Source organism: Verrucosispora sp. FIM060022 (genome assembly GCF_003977705.1).
GTDB lineage: Bacteria > Actinomycetota > Actinomycetes > Mycobacteriales > Micromonosporaceae > Micromonospora > Micromonospora gifhornensis.
The window spans coordinates 110,197-127,286 of sequence record NZ_RQIV01000007.1 but is presented as its reverse complement, the minus strand read 5'-3'; the positions used below and the strand labels follow the sequence as shown (position 1 = coordinate 127,286).

Below are 17,090 nucleotides of genomic sequence, written 5' to 3'. Positions count from 1 at the left end.
GGTCCGGTGACCGGGTGCGCCGGTCGCCTGTCGGGTTTCGGCATCGACCGGTCGGGTGGTTGACGCTCGCCTGCCGGATGTCGGGCCTGGCCCGTAATGTCCCGGACCATGACTTCGAGTCATGATCGTTCATCCGGGTGGATCGGGTCGTCCGGCCTTGCGGATCTGCTGCGGGGGCATCGCCGGGCCGCCGGCCTCACCCAGGCCGAACTCGCGACTCGTGCCGGCGTCGGCGTACGGACGGTTCGTGACCTGGAACGGGGACGCTCCTCGCGCCCGCAGCGCACCACCGTCGATCTGCTCGCCGATGCGCTCGACCTGTCCGGTGCCGCCCGTACGGCCTTCGTGGCCGCGGCTCGCAGAGCCGATGGCGGCACCGCCCGGGCCACTGCGGGTGAGCCGACACCCGTCCCGCCACCGCCCGAGCTGATCGGGCGGGAACGGGATCTGGCCGAGTTGGTCACCCTGCTGACCGAGCCGCGCGGACCTCGGGTGATCAGCCTGGTGGGGGTGGCGGGTGTCGGCAAGACCGCCCTCGCGCTGGCCGCCTGCCACGCCGTCGCCGCCGCTCGACGAGCGAGCCCGGTCGGGCCGCCGTCGGAGTCCGGTCGTCCGGGCGGTGTCAGCGGGCTGCACGTCGACGTCGGGTCGGACGTCGCCGACGTGTTCGCGGCCGCGCTGGGCGCCTTCGGAGTGTCCCGGACGACCGAGTTGACCGCCCGGATCGGCGACCCGACGCTGCTGGTGGACGCGGCCGACCGGGCCCCCGATCCGGTGGCCGGTGCGGTGCAGCGTCTCGTCGACGCCGTGCCCACGCTGCGGGTACTTGTCACCGGTCGGCATCCGGTGGGGCTGCCGGACGAGTGGGTCCGACCGGTGTTGCCACTGGAGGCGCCGGCATCGGGAGACATCGAGCCGTCGGCGCTCGCCGCCTCCCCGGCGGTGGCGCTGTTCACCGCTCGGCTGGCGCAGGTCCGCCGGGAGCCACCGACCGAGACCGAACTTCCGGCGCTGGCCGCGCTGGTGCGGCGACTGGGCGGGCTTCCGCTGGCCATCGAACTGATGGCGGCACGCGGTCGGCTGCTCAGCCTGACCGAACTGCTCGACCGCTACGGCGATCGGGTGCTGGACCTGGACATGGCGACCCGCAGCGGTTGGCCGACCGGTCAACTGCGGCCGGACGACACCCGGGCGGCGGTGGCGGGGACGCTGCGCGACGCGGTGGCGACGAGCTACCGGCTGCTCGACGACGAGGAGCGTGCGGCGCTGCGCCGGTTCTCCGCGTTCGACAACCGGTGGTCGATCGAACTGGCCGAGGAGATGCTCACCGGCACGGCCATCACCGCCGACCCCGTACGGCTGCTCAACCGGTTCATCGAACTGGGACTGCTGCACGTACGCGGGGATGGGCCGTTTCGCTTCCGACTGCTCGACGCGGTACGCGACTACGCCGTCGAACGGGTTTCCGGCGCCGGTGAGGCGGCGGTGATCCAGCGTCGGCACGCGCGAGTGATCACGTGGTTCGTGGAGCGCACCGCACCGGGCCTGACCGGGGCCGACGCCACCGGTGCGGCGCGTCGACTCGACGAGGTGTCCGGGGACATCAGTGCCGCGCTGGCGTACGCCGCGGTGGACGACCCATTGACCGCGTTGCGCCTGGCGGCCGGCCTGCCGCTCTGGTGGCGGCTTCGCGGGCGCGCCGGCGCCGGGCGGCAGTGGCTGCTGCGGCTGCTGGCCGACCCACGTACCGCCGAGGCCGACGGGGAACTGCGCCTGCGCGCGTCGCGCGGGGCGGCATCGCTCGCCGACGGGCAGGCCGCTGTGGTGGAGGAGTTGCCGAAGGCCCGCGATCGGTCACGACAACGGGGGGTGGTGGCGCGGGCGAGGAAGCCCCCTGTTGCCACCCCTCGCTCATCGCCCGCGCCGGCACCCCCCATTGCGCCCCCGGTGACCCGAGACTAGCGAGACGGCGAAAGGCGACCTGTCGCATTTGGTGACCTATCGCCGTTTGTTCGATCGGTTCTGCCGCTCTTTCTGCCGCTGACGTCACCCTCGGCTGCTGGGCCGACCACCGATAGTTCGGCGGCGGGGGTTGAAAACGCGGCACCTGCGAACGACGATCAACAGGCGGTGGACTTGGCGTGCTCCGGTCCGGTGGCCGGGTCACCACTGCCGGCCGTGGCGCAGGGATGCACCGCGTCCCGCACCCGGCGCAGGCCGTCGAGCAGGGCGTTCAGGGCGGTCGGATCCAGTTGGCCGGTGAACCAGTCCTCGATGAGTTGGAGGTGACCGGGCAGGCACTCATCGAGCCGGCGCAGGCCGGCCGGCGTCACCACGGCGAACGAACTGCGCCGGTCGGACGCGCAGGCACGTCTGACGATCAGGCCGTCGCGTTCCATCCGGTCGACCACCCGGGTCACGCCGCTGGTGGACAGCGAGGTCTGGGCCGCGAGGTCGGTCATTCTCAGTTGGTTGTCGGGCGAGCGGGTGAGCCGGGTCAGCACCTCGAACTCGACCGGGGACAGCCCGTGTTCTTCCATCTGCGCGGCGAACCGGGCGGACAGCCCGGCATGTACCTCGAAGAGGAGGCCGACAGCCGTGATGCGAGAGTCATCGAACACGTTCGGGTTCACCAGGCCATCCTAGCAGTCCTTGACACGTGGAATATTGTCGAGGGTATAGTTGCTTGGTCAGTCGTTGACCAAGCCAACATTCTCTACCGGAGGGCAGTCTCTCATGACCAGCAGCACCGAGTCGGTTACCCGCGAGTGGAACGGCCTGACCATCCCGGCGGCTGGCACCTACCTGCTGGACGCCGCGCACAAGCGGGTCGGCTTCATGGCCCGGCACATGATGGTGGCGAAGGTTCGCGGTGAGTTCACCGAGGCCAGCGCGACCATCACGATCGCCGAGGAGCCGCTGGAGTCCACGGTCAGCGCGACCATCCAGGCGGCCAGCATCACCACCGCCCAGGCCGACCGGGACACCCACCTGCGCAGCGGCGACTTCCTCGACGTGGAGAAGTTCCCCACGCTGGAGTACCGCAGCACCGGCGTGAAGTCCCACAGCGGTAACGAGTTCGTCCTCGCCGGCGAACTCACCATCAAGGACGTGACCCGCCCGGTCGACCTCACGGTCGAGTTCGAGGGTGTCGGCCGCAGCCCCTTCGGCACCGACATCTTCGGCTTCTCGGCGAGCGCCGAGATCGACCGTGAGGAGTTCGGCCTGACCTGGAACGTCGCCCTGGAGTCGGGTGGCGTCCTGGTCGGCAAGAAGATCAAGATCGAGATCGAGGGCGAGGCCGTCCGCCAGGCCTGACCTCTCGTACGCCCGACAGGCCCGCGCTTCACCGCGCGGGCCTGTCGGCTGTTCACCACCCCTGTGCCCTGGCCCCACCGTCCCAGGGCGCTGCCGTCGGTGCCAAATGTCACAGATTGTTCGTCAAGCTGTTCGTAGGCCACGACACCGGCGCTGGGTAGGACTTCTTCCGGCGTGTCCGAACTGGCCCGTCGCTGGTCAGAGCGGCGCTGCTCTGCGGGGGGACTGCGGCAATGGACCGATCTTCGGGACGGCCAGGTTCGGCGCGTCGGCGAGTAAGGTTCACACTGCGCTGCGGAACGGCACCGTTCCGTCGCGTCGCGCGCCGGGAGGAACACATGGGCAGGGACGTCGATCGGGCCGCATTCTCCCGCGAGGACCGGGTCCTCTACCGGCAGAAGGTCCGCCGTTGCCTGGACGTCTTCGCCCTGATGCTTGACGACTTCGGCTTCGACGCCGACCGGCCGATGACCGGGCTGGAGATCGAGCTCAACCTGGTCGACCCCGCAGCCGAACCCGCGATGCGCAACGAGGAGATCCTCGCCGCCATCGCCGATCCGCTGTTCCAGACCGAGCTGGGACAGTTCAACCTGGAGCTGAACGCCAACCCTCGACTGATCTCCGGTGCGGGCTTCACCGACTACGAACGCGGCCTGCTCGGCAGCCTCAACCGGGCGAGTGAGCGGGCGGCCCGGTCGGACACCCGGATCGTCCTGGTCGGCATCCTGCCCACGCTGACCGAGCGTCACCTGGTCGCCGACAACCTGTCGACGAACGAACGGTACCGGGTGCTCAACGACCAGATCGTCGGTGCCCGGGGCGAGGACATCGAACTCGACATCCGTGGTGTCGAACGGCTGCGTACGCACACCGACTCGATCGCGCCCGAGGCGGCCTGCACCAGCCTCCAGTTCCACCTCCAGGTCGCGCCGGACAGCTTCGCCGACTACTGGAACGCCTCCCAGGCGATCGCCGGAGCGCAGGTCGCGGTGGGTGCCAATTCACCCTTCCTGTACGGCCGGCAGCTCTGGGCGGAAACCAGGATCGCCCTGTTCGAACAGGCCACCGACACCCGCCCGGACGAGCTGAAGGCGCAGGGCGTACGACCCCGGGTGTGGTTCGGCGAACGATGGATCACCTCGATCTTCGACCTCTTCGAGGAGAACGTCCGCTACTTCCCGCCGCTGCTGCCGATCTGTGAGAGCGAGGACCCGGTCGAGGTCCTGCATGCCGGCGGTGTGCCCGAGTTGGCCGAGCTGCGACTGCACAACGGCACCGTCTACCGCTGGAACCGCCCGGTCTACGACATCATGAACGGGCGTCCGCACCTGCGGGTCGAGAACCGGGTGCTGCCGGCCGGCCCGACCGTGGTCGACATGCTGGCCAACGCCGCCTTCTACTTCGGGCTGGTCCGCGGCCTGGCCGAAGCCGACCGTCCGATCTGGAGTCAGCTCACCTTCAGCTCCGCCGAGGAGAACTTCCACGTCGCCGCCCGACGGGGCATGGACGCCGTCCTGCACTGGCCCCGGCTCGGCGAGGTGCCGGTGACCAGGTTGGTGCTGGACGTGCTGTTGCCCATCGCATCCGCCGGGCTCGACGCCTTCGGGGTGGCCCCGGCCGAACGCGACCGGCTCCTCGGCATCATCGAGCAGCGCTGTCGTACCGGCCGTAACGGGGCGGTCTGGCAGACGGCGACGGTGTGGGCCGCACAGCGGCAGCGGGGCCTGGACCGACCGGCCGCGCTGCACCACATGCTCCAGCGCTACGCCGAGCTGCAGGGCAGCAACGAGCCGGTGCACACCTGGCCCGTCGACTGACCCGTCAGCGGGCGCGACGCGGTGGTCGGGCCCGTCGGCTCGAAGCCTCCGGCCCGGCAGTGGCGCCGGTTGCCGGCTCGGCGTCCGTACCCGCCTCCGAGCCGCCGCCGGCCTCGGCGCGGCTCGCCCCCGAACGGTCCCGGGCCTCGGCGGAGATGACCTCGGACGGCTGCCCCGCCGACGGCTCGGAGGTGCTGCGTCGGGTCGGTTCACCGCTGCCGCCCTGATTGCCGCTGGCCGGTGTGCCCGCGCTGTCGCGGTTGCCGCTGTCCGGTGGGTAGGCGCCACCGTGGTCACCGGTGGTCGGTATGTCCGTGCTGTCGCGGTCACCGCTGGTCGGGACGCCCGTGGCGCCGGGGTCACCGTTCGTCGGTGCGTCCGTGCTGTCGTGGGTGCCGGGACGCTGTCGAGGCACCTGCGGGGTGGATGCCGCGTCGGTGGCCGGCTGCATCGACCTGCGCCGGGCGGACCGCTGGGCGAGCGCCGCGACGAGGACGGAACCGCCGACACCGACTATTGCCGCGTACGGGGCGATGAGGTGGGCGGACACCTGCTCCGGGTTGATCGCGGTCAACCTCGGTACGGCCAGGAAGTAGGCGACTGCCACCAGCAGCGGACCGGCCGCACCGGAGGCGGTGGCACCCACCCGGCGGTCGGCGTCGCGGACGCCTCGGCGGGCGGCCAGCGCGCCGATCACCAACGCCGATCCGAGGGAGAGAATCGCCCCGGGCCAGTAGAAGTAGTCCCGGATCCAGAACTGGTCGCTGTCGGAACTGAGCTGCCAGATGCCCAACTGGGCGGTGGTCAGGCCCCGACCGGCGAGCACCGAGTCGAGTACGGCGACGACCGCGAGCAGCCACAACCAACCGGCGGTGGCGATTACGTTGGTGGCCGCCGCCCGGCAGCGCAGTGACCAGAGGGCCACCAGCGCGCCGACCAGCACACCGACCGCGGCGTACCCGGCGGCCATGTCCCGCGGCGAGGGAGTGTCCGGTACCACCGCGACCCGGGCGGGTACGGCGACAAGCAACACGGTGATCAGCGCGCCCAGTGCGGCGGCACCGGCCAACGCGATGAACCACAGGCTGTCACCACCGCGCCCGTCAGTTGCCGGCAGTCGACCCGGGTCAGCTGCCGACTCGACGTCGGGTGTGGACAGCGCCGGACGCCGGTCCCGGAGCCGCTGGGCGCAGACCGCACCGAAGACGGTCGAGGTGGCGGCGATCCAGGTGGCCCAGATCAGGCTGGCCACCCAGGCGGCCGTGCCGGCGGTCGGTTCGGCCGGCGCCCAGTTCAGAATGCCCAGGCCGTAGCCGAATCCCAGTTGGGCGGCACCGGCACCAGCTGCCACGCCGACCGCGGTGGCGATCGATCCTCCCCAGCCCTGTCTGGCCATGCCGGGCAGCGTAACCTCCTGTGCCCGGCGCGGCGAGTCGTGCGCCGTACCGGGCGATCAAGGTGACGGACGGTGTTTGTCGTCGATGGGTACGGTCGCCGGTGATGAGGCGGTGGGCGCAATGACGGGTGAGGTGACGGACGGCCGGACGACGCGGGCCGACACCGGTCCCGATCGGAAGACGATGGTGGTTGGTGGTGGCGTCGCGGCGGTGCTGCTCGCGGTCATCGGAGCCGCCGGTGGCTGGGTGCTCGCGGGCGACGAACAGCGGCAGCCGGAGACGCCCGTCGCTGCGAGGGGAAGCCGTAGCCCGAGCGCGCCGGCCCCGTCGACACCGCGCGAGCGGCCCGCGTCCACCTCCGCCCCGACCAGTGCCGCCGCACCGAGTCCGACCGGGCTGACCGTGCCGGATCTCGTCGGCATGGACCTCGAAGAGGCCCGGAACGAGGTGCGAAAGCGCGGGCTGGAATGGAAGTTCATCTTCGGCACCGGCGACAACCAGAGCGTACGGAGCACTGATCCGGTCGCCGGTACGCCGGTGAAGCACGGCAGCACGATTTCGATCACCGTGGCCGGGGCGGCCCCACTGAACGAGATGCCGCAGGTGGTCGGGGAAGACTGCCGGGAGGCGGCGGCCGAACTCTTCGACAAGGGCTTTTCGCCGCACTATCCGTCCGGGCTGACCGGAAAGGTCACCGAACAGGAGCCCGCCGCCGGCACCGTTGGACGATGGGACGACATCGTGTACATCTTCTGCGGGATTCGGTCGTCGGATGACGAGTTCCTTCGGCAGTGACAGGCACCCGACACGCTGATTCCGGCCGATGGCGGGCGGAACCGCTAGGTTGACCAGCGTGGGGATGCCGACATGAGCGAGCGGGGCGAGGAACAGCCGGACGACCGGACACGTCCGTTGCCTCCGCCCGCCGGAGATCCCGACGACACCGCTGTGCTGGGTGGTACGCCGCCCGAAGGCACCGAGCCGGACGCGACAGTGGTGGTGCCGCCGACGCCCCGACCCCAGCTGTGGTCGGGGCGGGCGGAGGTGCGGCCACCGGGCCCGGGTGACGACCGTGAGTTGACCGCCGGCGAGTGGTACGGCGACGAGCAGGCCGGTCGGCGTTGGTGGCTGCCGATTCTCTGGGGAATCGTCCTGCTGCTGTTGCTCGGCGCGCTCGGAGTGGGGTTGTGGCTGGCACGCCAGGCGGTGGACGAGGACGACTCCCCGCCGCCGTCGCCCCAGCCGACCTCGACGGCGCCGACGAGCGCGTCGGCTTCACCAACCCGTTCGCCCTCGGCGGCACCGACGACAAGCGCTGCGCCGACGGGGTTGCCGATGCCGCCCCTGGTAGGGCTCTCCGAGGATGCGGCCCGAGCCCGGCTGGAAGCACTCGATCTCGAACCCGAGGTCGTGTACCGCCCGTCGGACCAGCCGGCCGGCACCGTGATCGCCACCGATCCGGGCCAGGGTGAGCCCGTCCAGCCCGGCGACGTGGTCAGGCTGGTGGTCGCCACCCCCAGCCCGTCGACGACGGCACCGACCACCGCGCCGACGACCACCGACCCGACGACGACCGGGCCGACCACCGACCCGACGGCCACGGCGAGCCCCACCGGGTGATCGGCTGCTCACCACATCCGTCGTCTGGTGCTGACCAGCCCGAGCCCGGCGAGGGAGATGGCGAGCCCGAACACCCCTGACCAGAACAGCGACCGGCTGAGTGCATCGGAGCTGTGCCGGTCGCCGGTTCGGTCGGACGTCGCCGCCCGGTGCGCACTGTCGGCGGACGATTCGGAGTCGCCGGGCATCGCGGCCGAGCCGTCAGGCAGAGCAGCCGAGTCGTTGGGCGTCAGTGGTGCCGTGCGGTCGTCGTCGAACTCGTCCCAGGCGGGCGGTGAGCCTCCCGACCCGGTCGGCGGCGTGGCTTCCACCACCGTGATCTCGGGTGCGGGAACCGGCTCGGCCAGCCGGGTGGAGGACAGAGCGGGATCCCGGACCAGCACCATCAGGGTGATGGCGGCACCGAACAGTGCCAGGATTCCGAAGGCGTGGGCGATACGGGACCGATGGGGCCGCCGCGCGGACAGATTGACCATGGCCATCCCAGGTTCGGGGTCCTGGAGGCGCGGTGGAGACGTGCCGGGGTGGGCACACCGATTCTATGGCGTCGGTGTGCCCGTCGGCGGCGTTTCGAATGCTCAGCCCACCCGGACCGGGGTCCGGGTGACGGGCCGACGGGCCGAGCGGACGGTGTGCGGTCGCGGCTGCGGCGCGGCCTGCACCAGGTGCAGCCCGGCCCGCTGGACGAAGATCGATCGACGGTTGACCGCGTCCCCCGCCGTGTTCAACTCGTAACCTTCGAGCCAGAGCCAACCGTCATAGGTCGGGCGGTCCAGCACCCGGATCACCCGGAAGTGAATCGGTCTGATGAACTGGACACTCGCCGCGCTTGTCACGTTCAGTACGTCACCGGAGCGGGGAAGCACATGGGCTCCTGAAAGGTCGGCCGGCGGGGAGGCCGGCAAGGCTGATCGGGGGGAAGTGCGGGCTCCGGCGACGAGGTCGTGACTCGGGAACCGGGTTCGTGGCGTCGACGGGCTTCGCTGCGCTGGTGGCGTACTCGGCCCGCCGTGTCTGGGCTGTCAGGGAAGGTGTCTGGGGCCACCGCCGCCGTCGCGCGTCGGCGACCGGCCACCGGATTCGCGGGGCCGGTCGCCGATCGACCGGGTCACCCGGTCGTCGTCTCCGTCGGCACCGCGGTGATCACAGGGGGAGACTGGATCAGAACGGTGCGTAGCCCGCGTCATACGGACAGAGTGCATCAGCGTCGTGCTTCATGCAAGTTGCACGTCGACTTTTGCCGATACGTGAGCGGCTCGCGCGAAACGGCGCTTGAACGTGCCGCCACCCGGACGGCACACTGAGGACCGGTTTCGCCCGTCGCGGCCGGTCGAGGACCGGCTCCACCCCTTGCCGCGAAACGCCCGCCGCCTTATGGTCGCGCCCCAGGCGGGCGGCAGACAGCGGCGCGTCGAGGCGGAAGGTGACACCGTGAGCGAGCGGCGCAGTCCGACCATCCGCCGGCGTCGCCTGGGCGCGGAACTGCGCCGTCAGCGCGAGACGGCCGGGATCACCATCGAGGCGGTGGCCGAGCAACTGGAGTGTTCGGCGTCGAAGATCTCCCGGATCGAGACCGGTCACACCACCGCGACGCCCCGGGACGTCCGGGACATGCTCCGGATCTACGGGGTGGTCGGTGCTGAGAGCGACGAGCTGGTGCAGATCGCTCGGGAGGCGCGGCAGAAGGGTTGGTGGCACCCGTACAGCACGGTGCTGGTCGGGGCGTACGTGGGCCTGGAGGCCGCAGCCAGTTCGATCCGGGCGTACGAGCAGCAGGTGGTTCCGGGTCTGCTGGAGACCGAGGATTACGCCGGCGCGATGATTCGCGCGGCCCGCCCTGATTTCACTGCGGAACAGGTGCGACAACGAGTGCGTGTCCGACTCGGTCGCCAGTCGTTATTGACCCAGGACGATCCGGTCGATCTGTGGGTGGTGCTCGATGAGGCGGTGATGAGCCGTCCGGTGGGCGGGGACACGGTCATGCGTGACCAGCTCAATCGGTTGGTGGAGGTAGCCCAGCTGCCGAATGTGACGTTGCAGGTCCTGCCCTTCGAGGTTGGGGCACATGCTGGCATGGACGGCACCTTCACGATCCTGAGCTTCCCCGAACCAGGTGATCCGGATGTCGTGTACGCGGAGAACGCCACGGGTGGGCTCTTCTTGGAGAAGAGCGACGAACTGCAGAAGTACAGCTTCATCTTCGATCACATTCGAGCAGCGGCCATGCGTCCGGAGGAGTCCGTCGGGTACATCGCAAAATTGGCAGAGGAGCCGCTGTGGAAATGGCGACGCAAGGATTCCCCGTGGACCTGACGCAGGCGCACTGGTTCAAGAGCTCGAAGAGCGGGCCGAACTGTGACAACTGCGTCGAGGTGGCGTATGTGACCGGGGCGGTCGGCGTCCGGGATTCGAAGGACAAGGCCGGACCGGCCCTCGTCTTCGCTCCGGGTGACTGGCACGCCTTCGTCGCCGGCACACGGGGCGGCGTCTTCGGACGGGGTTGATCCCGTAGCAACGACCTGGTCCCCGATCGGCACGTCCGGTCGGGGACCACGTCGTCCGCCGCGCTCGGCGGTCCCTCCGTGGGGCCCGGCCCGGTCGGCTGCCGTCGCCACTTCCCACCCGTCTCGTTGTACCTCTCGGTACGCGCTGGTCGACATCCCCCCGAGCAGGGCGGGTAACCGAGCGAGGCAGGCGAGACGAATGACGAGTATCGGATCGGACAACCTCACCAACAGCCCGGGCAAGCCGGAAAGGTTCGGCGGCAAATATCGCGGGGCTCGGCGGGACACCGTGTTGACCGAGGTGGTGTCCACGGACACCGAACACTCCGGGCGGGACACCACGGCACCGAGCGAGCAGGCCACGTCGCCGCTCACCCTGCCGTCGCTGGACCCGAACCCGCTCACCGAACCGTCGTTCCCGGCGACCGGATGGTCGAGCGTGGACGACGGCTCCCTTGCGGATCATCCGCTGCTGCGCGGCCTGCTGATGGAGTTGCCGCCGAGGGGCAGTGTGCCGCCGCCGGGTTGGCTCGACCGCTGGTTCGAGGCGACGCGGGCGATCCTGGAGCTGCTATACGTGCAGGGCGCGGGCCGGGCTCGGTGAGGTCGCGGACCGCTGCGGCATGGCTCGCTCGGCGAGCCGGTTGTGGCGCAGCGCGTGGCGGACCCCGATGGCCCCGACGCCCAGCACCCCGATGGTGACCGCCGGCCCGGTGATGCCCGGCCCGAAGAACTCGGCGGCACCGCTGGCCGTGATCAGCGCGGGCAGCAGGGCCAGGCCGGTCACCTGCAGCGGCAGCCCGATCAGTGGGTGGGCGGCGGCGGCCCTTAGCCCGTGTGGTGCCGGCGTCCGGGCGGCGGCGGCCAGTGCGCCCGCTCCGGCCCGGAGCCGACGCACCCGGCGTACGGTGCAGAGCGCCACCACCAGCGCCGGTAGCGCGGCGAGCGCCAGCCCAGCGGCGGCCCGGTCGGCCAGGGTCGCCCCGGCGGTGGTCAGACCGGCGATCGGCAGAGCCACCGTCAGGCTGAGCCCGACCAGCGTGAGCCCGAGCAGCCAGCCGGCATGTCGACGAAGCTCGCGCGCGTGCGTCATCCGGGGCAACCCCTCCGCGAGGTAGCCGGCGGCCCACCAGACGACGGCGACCGGGAGCAGGAGGACGAGGTGGTTCTGCATGCCTGTCAGCCTTGCCCGTTTTCCGGCTCGCCGAATCCGGGACCGCCCCCCGTTCGTCCCGTAGCCGCCCCCCGTAGGGGAACCATCGTTTCATGTTATGAGGGATCCGACATGTTTATCTGTGTCCATGTCTCGAACTACCCTCTCCTTGATCGGCAGCCATCGATCAGTGGGCCATGAGCAATGCGACGAGGGCTGCCGACAGAGGGAGGTAGGAAGATGGTTCTTCGACAGAGGTCCGTTTTCGTCGGACTGGCCGCGTTGGCCATGGTGGCGGCAGCGACGCCAGCCATGGCCGCCGAGCCGGTCGGCACGATCCGAAGCGCCGGCGGCGCCACCGCCGTCAAAGACAGCTACATCGTGGTGTTCAAGGACAGCGAGGTCGGCCGTGCCGCGGTCGGCTCCTCTGTGGACCGGCTGCTGCGGCGGCACGGTGGAGCGGCGGCGCGCACGTACAGCGCGGCCATCCGCGGCGCCGAGCTGCGACTCAGCGCCAAGGCTGCGGCCCGGATCGCGGCCGATCCGGCAGTGGCCTACGTCGAGCAGAACCACACGGTGCAACTCGCCGCCACCCAGACGAACCCCCCGTCCTGGGGTCTGGACCGGATCGACCAGCGCAACCTGCCGCTGAACAGCTCCTACACGTACCCCAACACGGCCTCGAACGTGACGTCGTACATCATCGACACCGGCATCCGGACGTCCCATTCGGACTTCGGTGGCCGGGCGACCTGGGGCACCAACGCGGTCGACTCCAACAACACCGACTGCAACGGCCACGGCACCCACGTCGCCGGTACGGTCGGCGGCACCGCGTACGGCGTCGCCAAGGCGACCCGACTGGTGGCCGTCAAGGTGCTCAACTGCTCCGGCAGCGGCACCAACGCCGGTGTCATCGCCGGCGTCGACTGGGTCACCGCGAACGCGGTCAAGCCTGCCGTGGCCAACATGAGCCTCGGTGGCGGGGCGAACACCACGCTCGACAACGCGGTGATCAACTCGATCAACTCGGGTGTCACCTTCGTGGTGGCCGCCGGTAACGGCAACAGCCTCGGTGTCCGGCAGAACGCCTGCAACTACTCCCCGGCCCGGACCGCGCCGGCGATCACCGTCGGTGCCACCCAGAACAACGACGCCGCCGCGAGCTTCTCCAACTTCGGCACCTGCGTCGACATCCTGGCGCCCGGCGTGAGCATCACGGCCCCGTGGATCACCAACGACACCTCGACGAACACCATCAGCGGTACCTCGATGGCCTCGCCGCACGTCGCCGGTGCCGCCGCCCTGGTGCTCTCGGCCAACCCGTCCTGGAGCAACCAGCAGGTGCGGGACTACCTGGTCAACAACTCCACGCCGAACGTGATCAGCAATGTCGGCACCGGTACCCCCAACCAGCTGCTCTACGTGGTCAACGGCAGCACCCCGCCGCCGACCAACGACTTCTCGGTCTCGGTGTCGCCGACCTCTGGTTCGGTCGCGCCGGGCGGTTCGGCGACCGCCACGGTGTCCACCGCCACCACCAACGGCTCCGCCCAGTCGGTCAGCCTCTCGGCCAGCGGCCTGCCGTCCGGGGCGTCCGCCTCGTTCAGCCCGGCCACGGTCACCTCGGGTGGGTCCTCGGCGCTGACCATCAGCACCTCGGCCAGCACCCCGGCCGGCACGTACCCGGTGACCATCACCGGTAGCGCGGCCTCCGGCACCAAGACCGCCACCTACACGTTGACGGTCACCGGCAGCGGTAGCGGCAGCTGCTCCGGCACCAACGGCACCGACGTCTCGATCCCGGACGCCGGCTCGGCGGTGACCAGCTCGATCACCATCTCCGGCTGCAACCGGAACGCCTCGTCGAGCTCGACCGTGGCGGTGAACATCGTGCACACCTACCGTGGCGACCTGGTCATCGACCTGCTCGCCCCGGACGGCTCGTCCTACCGGCTGAAGAACAGCAACATCAGCGACAGCGCGGACCACGTGAACACCACCTACACGGTGAACCTGTCCAGCGAGGCGGCGAACGGCACCTGGCGCCTGCAGGTGCGTGACGTCTACGGCGGCGACACCGGCTACATCAACACCTGGACCCTGAGCCTCTGACACCGGTACGACAACGGGCCCCCGGCCGCTTGGCCGGGGGCCCGTTCGTCGTCAACTCTCCGGCGGGCGGTCAGACCGCGAAACCGGCCGGGCGCTCGGTGGCCGGCGCGGGCGGGCGGGCCTTCCACAGGCCGACCTTCTGTGCGAACAGCCGGCTCAGGTACGCCGGATTGAGGATCACGTACCGCCGCCACAGCCGCTTCGGCTCCAGCCCGAGCCGCCAGAACCACTCCAGCCCGGCCCGCTGCATCCACGGCGGCGGCTGGCGCAGCAGCCCGGCGTGGTAGTCGAACGCCGCGCCGACGGCCATCAGCGGCATGTCCAGCAGCGGGCGCATCGCGTACGTGAAGATCTCCTGGCGGGGGCAGCCCAGGCCGACCAGGACGAGCCGGGCGCCGCTGGCCTTGATCCGGTCGGCGATCTCCACGTCCTCGCCCGGCTGCACGGCACGGAACTTGGACGGCTCCACTCCGGCGATCTTGAGCGCCGGGAACATCCGCTCCAGTGCCGGGATCAGCCGGGCCAGGGTCTGCTCGGTCGAGCCGTACAGGTAGACCGGCAGGCCCTCGTCGGCGCAGCGGGAGAGCACGTGCAGGGTCAGCTGGGGCCCGTAGACCCGGTCGGTCAGCCCCGCGCCGTGCAGCAGATTCAGTGCCCACCGCACCGGCTGGCCGTCCGGAGTCACCAGGTCGAAGGAGTTCAGCCGGGCGTTGTGCGCCGGGTCCAGCACCCCGGTCATCACCCCGTGTACGGCCAGGGCGGTCAACGCCATCGGCCGACGCTCCTGCGCGGCGGCGATGACCTGCTCGGTCGCCGTGGCGTAGTCGGTGGCGTCGACCAGGACGCCGAGCACGTTGCGCTTGCTCACGGCCGGACCTCGCCGTCGCGCGCCGGGACCCACTTGTCCACGTTGGCCTCGTAGATCTCTCGCATGATCATGGGTACGTCGTACACCTGTTTCCAGTCCGGGTAGTCGGCCTGGAACGCCTCGTTGGAGCCGATCCACCACTTGTGGTCGCCGATCCGGTTGGCCTCGACGTACTCGGTGATCATCTCCTGGCCGGTGATCTGCTCGGCCAGCGCGAACGCCTCCCGGTTGGAGGTGTTGGAGTGCCGACCGCCACCGAGGTTGTAGACGGCGGCCGAGCGCGGGTTGCGGAAGAACGCCTCGAACGCGGAGACCACGTCCGAGCTGTGGATGGCGTCCCGGACCTGCTTGCCCTGGTAGCCGAAGATCTTGTAGGTGCGGCGCTCCATGTTGGCCCGCATCACGTAACCGAGGAAGCCGTGCAGCTCGGTGGCCGAGTGCGCCGGCCCGGTCAGGGTGCCGCCCCGGAAGCAGGCCGTCTTCATCCCGAAGTAGCGGCCGTACTCCTGCACCATCACGTCCGCGGCGACCTTGGAGGCGCCGAAGATCGAGTGCAGGCAGGCGTCGATCGACATGTCCTCGCGGATGCCCTGCTCGTACGGGTGCCCCGGCTCGATCTCCCAGCGGGTCTCCAGCTCGACCAGGGGCAGGCTGTTCGGGCGGTCGCCGTAGACCTTGTTCGTCGAGCAGTGGATGACCGGTGCCTCGATGCAGTGCTCGCGGACGTTCTGCAACACGTTCAGGGTGCCCGCGGCGTTCACGTCGAAGTCGGTGAAGGGATCGCGTACCGCCCAGTCGTGCGAGGGCTGCGCGGCGGTGTGGATCACCACGGCGACGTCCCGGCCGTACCGCTTGAACAGCGCGCCGAGCGCGCCTCGGTCGCGGATGTCGATGCTGTGGTGCGAGTACGCCTCACCCAACTCGTCGGTGAGCCGGCGAACGTTCCACGCGGTGGACGCCTCCTCGCCGAAGAACTCCTGCCGCATGTCGTTGTCGATGCCGACCACGTCGAGACCCAGGCCGGCGAAGTGCCGGACCGCCTCAGAGCCGATCAACCCGCCCGAACCGGTCACGAATGCGACACTCACGAGCCACTCCTGGTCCGTTGGAGGCAGAAACCAGCGAAGCATAGCCTGACGCCCGGTACGCCCGAATAAGAGCGAGGGCCTCGCGAATTCGCGAAGCCCTCGTCACTGGTGGGGAAGGGGGGAGTTGAACCCCCACGTCCTTTCGGACACACGGACCTGAACCGTGCGCGTCTGCCATTCCGCCACTTCCCCGTGGCTTGACCTCGGACAGCGTAGTCATTGCCGTCTCCGCTGTCGCCAGCGGGGTCTCGGCCATGTTACGTGGCTTCGGTCTTTGCCGCGAATGGCATTCGCTGCTCACAGCGGTTACCGTTCGTGGCGGACGAAAGAGTAGCACGACAATCCTGAGCCGTCCGAACGAGGCGTGGCCTGCCGGCCGAGCGGCGTGTGAGCTGCGTGCGCTCTGGACCGATACCATCATGTCCTCGGGACCCGAGGAGGAGCCGGTGAGCGTGCTGCAACGCTTCGAGAAGCGTCTGGAAGGCCTGGTCGAAGGGGCTTTTGCCAAGGTCTTCAAAGGGGTCGTGCACCCTGTGGAGATCCTCAACGCCATGCAGCGGGAGGCCGAGGCGCACAAAGCCATCCTGGCTGGCGGGCGCACGTTGGTGCCCAACCGCTACGTGATCGATCTCTCGCCGTACGACCACAGTCGGTTGGCGCCGTACGCCGCCGCGCTGGCCCAGGAGCTGGCCCAGTCGCAGGCGGAGTTCATCGGCGAGCAGGCGTGGACGGTCTACGGCGACGTGATCGTCGAGATCGAGCGCGGTGAAGGGCTGGACACCGGCATGTTCCGGGTCACCGCCGAGGTCTACACCGGTGGCGAGGTCGCCCCGGTCTCCGCGCCCGGCTACGACGCCGGCCCGTCCGGCTACCCCGCGTACGAGCAGGGTGGCGGCTACGGCCCGCCGCCGGGGCACGGTGGCGGTCGTAACGTGCGACTGGTCTCCGGCGACGGCCGCACCTACCCGCTGCAGATGGGCTCGACCGTGATCGGTCGCGGCGACCAGGCCAACCTGCGTCTGCCGGACGTCGGCATCTCCCGCCGACACGCCCGGCTGGACTTCGACGGTGGGCAGGTCGTGCTGACCGATCTCGGCTCCACCAACGGCACCATGGTCAACGGCCAGCGGGTCTCCGCCGTGGCGCTGAACCCCGGTGACATGATCCAGCTCGGCACCACCACGCTCACCTTCCGCGTGGACGGCTGATC

Annotated in this window: 16 protein-coding genes, 1 tRNA gene and 1 pseudogene; 10 read left to right on the top strand and 8 right to left on the bottom strand. The window is 70.1% G+C overall.

The window, feature by feature from the left end; translation table 11 throughout:
• Window positions 1-108: 108 nt before the first annotated feature.
• Window positions 109-1,848: pseudogene (locus EG812_RS19655) on the top strand (ATP-binding protein); the annotation flags it as partial.
• 272 nt (window positions 1,849-2,120) lie between these two features.
• Here EG812_RS19655 and EG812_RS19650 read toward each other — a convergent pair.
• On the bottom strand, window positions 2,121-2,633 hold the full coding sequence (locus EG812_RS19650) for a MarR family winged helix-turn-helix transcriptional regulator (protein ID WP_013730746.1): 513 nt from the start codon (window positions 2,631-2,633) through the stop codon (window positions 2,121-2,123).
• 103 nt (window positions 2,634-2,736) lie between these two features.
• On the opposite strand from EG812_RS19650, the gene EG812_RS19645 reads away from it, so the two are divergent.
• Both EG812_RS19645 and EG812_RS19640 read left to right on the top strand, forming a co-directional pair.
• Entirely contained in the window at window positions 2,737-3,318 is a 582-nt protein-coding gene (locus EG812_RS19645; RefSeq protein ID WP_013730747.1) for a YceI family protein, read from the top strand.
• 338 nt (window positions 3,319-3,656) lie between these two features.
• Window positions 3,657-5,135, top strand: coding sequence for a glutamate-cysteine ligase family protein (locus EG812_RS19640; RefSeq protein WP_126712418.1), 1,479 nt, complete (start codon window positions 3,657-3,659; stop codon window positions 5,133-5,135).
• Window positions 5,136-5,139: 4 nt separating this feature from the next.
• Here EG812_RS19640 and EG812_RS19635 read toward each other — a convergent pair whose 3' ends face one another.
• A complete protein-coding gene (locus EG812_RS19635) occupies window positions 5,140-6,531 on the bottom strand; it encodes a hypothetical protein (RefSeq protein WP_126712417.1) in 1,392 nt (463 codons plus the stop codon).
• 121 nt (window positions 6,532-6,652) lie between these two features.
• On the opposite strand from EG812_RS19635, the gene EG812_RS19630 reads away from it, so the two are divergent.
• Window positions 6,653-7,327, top strand: a complete 675-nt coding sequence (locus EG812_RS19630; protein WP_158632524.1) for a PASTA domain-containing protein — start codon at window positions 6,653-6,655, stop codon at window positions 7,325-7,327.
• Window positions 7,328-7,399: 72 nt separating this feature from the next.
• Window positions 7,400-8,152: a PASTA domain-containing protein gene (locus EG812_RS19625; RefSeq protein WP_126712415.1), complete on the top strand. Its 753-nt coding sequence runs from the start codon at window positions 7,400-7,402 to the stop codon at window positions 8,150-8,152.
• A gap of 8 nt (window positions 8,153-8,160) precedes the next feature.
• Here EG812_RS19625 and EG812_RS19620 read toward each other — a convergent pair whose 3' ends face one another.
• Window positions 8,161-8,628 (bottom strand): hypothetical protein, encoded by a 468-nt coding sequence (locus EG812_RS19620; RefSeq protein WP_043722481.1) that lies wholly within the window; start codon window positions 8,626-8,628, stop codon window positions 8,161-8,163.
• 102 nt (window positions 8,629-8,730) lie between these two features.
• Window positions 8,731-9,018, bottom strand: a complete 288-nt coding sequence (locus EG812_RS19615; RefSeq protein WP_013730753.1) for a hypothetical protein — start codon at window positions 9,016-9,018, stop codon at window positions 8,731-8,733.
• A gap of 565 nt (window positions 9,019-9,583) precedes the next feature.
• On the opposite strand from EG812_RS19615, the gene EG812_RS19610 reads away from it, so the two are divergent.
• From EG812_RS19610 to EG812_RS19600, 3 genes are all read left to right on the top strand, one after another.
• Entirely contained in the window at window positions 9,584-10,465 is an 882-nt protein-coding gene (locus EG812_RS19610) for a helix-turn-helix domain-containing protein (RefSeq protein WP_013730754.1), read from the top strand.
• Complete coding sequence (locus EG812_RS19605) at window positions 10,435-10,656, top strand: DUF397 domain-containing protein (RefSeq protein ID WP_043719173.1); 222 nt, start codon at window positions 10,435-10,437, stop codon at window positions 10,654-10,656. Before EG812_RS19610 ends, EG812_RS19605 begins: the two co-directional genes overlap by 31 nt.
• Before the next feature lie 199 nt (window positions 10,657-10,855).
• Window positions 10,856-11,260, top strand: a complete 405-nt coding sequence (locus tag EG812_RS19600; RefSeq protein WP_013730756.1) for a hypothetical protein — start codon at window positions 10,856-10,858, stop codon at window positions 11,258-11,260.
• On the opposite strand, the gene EG812_RS19595 is transcribed toward EG812_RS19600, so the two are convergent.
• Window positions 11,228-11,830 carry a hypothetical protein gene (locus EG812_RS19595; protein WP_013730757.1) on the bottom strand — a complete coding sequence of 201 codons (603 nt, stop codon included), beginning with the start codon at window positions 11,828-11,830 and terminating at the stop codon, window positions 11,228-11,230. The genes EG812_RS19600 and EG812_RS19595 overlap by 33 nt on opposite strands.
• A 219-nt stretch (window positions 11,831-12,049) precedes the next feature.
• Here EG812_RS19595 and EG812_RS19590 point away from each other — a divergent pair, with 219 nt between their 5' ends.
• The gene (locus tag EG812_RS19590; protein WP_043719178.1) at window positions 12,050-13,924 is read left to right on the top strand and encodes a S8 family peptidase; all 1,875 of its coding nucleotides are present in this window, start codon (window positions 12,050-12,052) and stop codon (window positions 13,922-13,924) included.
• A 70-nt stretch (window positions 13,925-13,994) separates the two neighbouring features.
• On the opposite strand, the gene EG812_RS19585 is transcribed toward EG812_RS19590, so the two are convergent.
• The 3 genes from EG812_RS19585 to EG812_RS19575 all read right to left on the bottom strand — a co-directional run bounded on the left by EG812_RS19585 (window position 13,995) and on the right by EG812_RS19575 (window position 16,072).
• The gene (locus EG812_RS19585; RefSeq protein ID WP_126712414.1) at window positions 13,995-14,792 is read right to left on the bottom strand and encodes a WecB/TagA/CpsF family glycosyltransferase; all 798 of its coding nucleotides are present in this window, start codon (window positions 14,790-14,792) and stop codon (window positions 13,995-13,997) included.
• Entirely contained in the window at window positions 14,789-15,922 is a 1,134-nt protein-coding gene (locus tag EG812_RS19580; RefSeq protein WP_199743911.1) for an NAD-dependent epimerase/dehydratase family protein, read from the bottom strand. The genes EG812_RS19585 and EG812_RS19580 overlap by 4 nt, the downstream gene beginning before the upstream one ends.
• A 64-nt stretch (window positions 15,923-15,986) precedes the next feature.
• Window positions 15,987-16,072: transfer RNA gene (locus EG812_RS19575), tRNA-Leu, on the bottom strand.
• 227 nt (window positions 16,073-16,299) lie between these two features.
• On the opposite strand from EG812_RS19575, the gene EG812_RS19570 reads away from it, so the two are divergent.
• Window positions 16,300-17,088, top strand: a complete 789-nt coding sequence (locus EG812_RS19570) for an FHA domain-containing protein (RefSeq protein ID WP_043719182.1) — start codon at window positions 16,300-16,302, stop codon at window positions 17,086-17,088.
• The last annotated feature ends 2 nt before the right edge of the window (window positions 17,089-17,090 follow it).

Coding starts and splice junctions, on each gene's coding strand:
- EG812_RS19595 (WP_013730757.1), bottom strand. CDS start 11,830: ATGCAGAACCACCTCGTCCTCCTGCTCCCGGTCGCCGTCGTCTGGTGG.
- EG812_RS19580 (WP_199743911.1), bottom strand. CDS start 15,922: ATGCTTCGCTGGTTTCTGCCTCCAACGGACCAGGAGTGGCTCGTGAGT.
- EG812_RS19570 (WP_043719182.1), top strand. CDS start 16,300: ATGTCCTCGGGACCCGAGGAGGAGCCGGTGAGCGTGCTGCAACGCTTC.
- EG812_RS19600 (WP_013730756.1), top strand. CDS start 10,856: ATGACGAGTATCGGATCGGACAACCTCACCAACAGCCCGGGCAAGCCG.
- EG812_RS19590 (WP_043719178.1), top strand. CDS start 12,050: ATGGTTCTTCGACAGAGGTCCGTTTTCGTCGGACTGGCCGCGTTGGCC.
- EG812_RS19630 (WP_158632524.1), top strand. CDS start 6,653: ATGACGGGTGAGGTGACGGACGGCCGGACGACGCGGGCCGACACCGGT.
- EG812_RS19605 (WP_043719173.1), top strand. CDS start 10,435: ATGGCGACGCAAGGATTCCCCGTGGACCTGACGCAGGCGCACTGGTTC.
- EG812_RS19620 (WP_043722481.1), bottom strand. CDS start 8,628: ATGGTCAATCTGTCCGCGCGGCGGCCCCATCGGTCCCGTATCGCCCAC.
- EG812_RS19645 (WP_013730747.1), top strand. CDS start 2,737: ATGACCAGCAGCACCGAGTCGGTTACCCGCGAGTGGAACGGCCTGACC.
- EG812_RS19625 (WP_126712415.1), top strand. CDS start 7,400: ATGAGCGAGCGGGGCGAGGAACAGCCGGACGACCGGACACGTCCGTTG.
- EG812_RS19635 (WP_126712417.1), bottom strand. CDS start 6,531: ATGGCCAGACAGGGCTGGGGAGGATCGATCGCCACCGCGGTCGGCGTG.
- EG812_RS19640 (WP_126712418.1), top strand. CDS start 3,657: ATGGGCAGGGACGTCGATCGGGCCGCATTCTCCCGCGAGGACCGGGTC.